1 protein-coding gene is annotated in these 415 nt (G+C 33.7%); it reads right to left on the bottom strand.

Features of this window, described 5'->3' with window-relative positions:
• Window positions 1-415 (bottom strand): hypothetical protein (locus IM273_RS22585; protein WP_226857973.1); only part of this gene is annotated, 415 nt, incomplete at both ends.

Below are 415 nucleotides of genomic sequence, written 5' to 3'. Positions count from 1 at the left end.
ATTTAAGCTCACCAATAACACACATAAAGATACATATGTAACAATGTTGCTATTATTTTTATTTTCTGCCCCCCTACATTTTATAATTGGTTGAAATATCAGGAATGCAATACATGCGCTTGCAAGCAACTGAGGTGTGGCAAATATACCTGTAAGAGCGTAAAACCCCGAGAATCCTTTTGCCGCACCCGCGTCAATTAACATTGATTTATTAATTCCCGAAAATCCAATCAGACCTAATATAAATGATAATACTATTTGCCATTTAATGGCCTCAAGCACCGTCTGGGAATTTTCTTTCTTATAATCCAATGTCAATAAAAAAATTACTTGGAGAAAAAAATTCCCCACAACAGAGTCAATCTTTAAGCCAGAATGTATGGTATAAGCTGAATTAATTAGGAATATTGTTAAA

Source organism: Enterobacter cloacae complex sp. P13B (genome assembly GCF_014895915.1).
GTDB classification, from domain to species: domain Bacteria; phylum Pseudomonadota; class Gammaproteobacteria; order Enterobacterales; family Enterobacteriaceae; genus Enterobacter; species Enterobacter bugandensis.
Note: the sequence above shows the minus strand (reverse complement) of the source record. Positions and strands in the feature narration are given on the sequence as shown.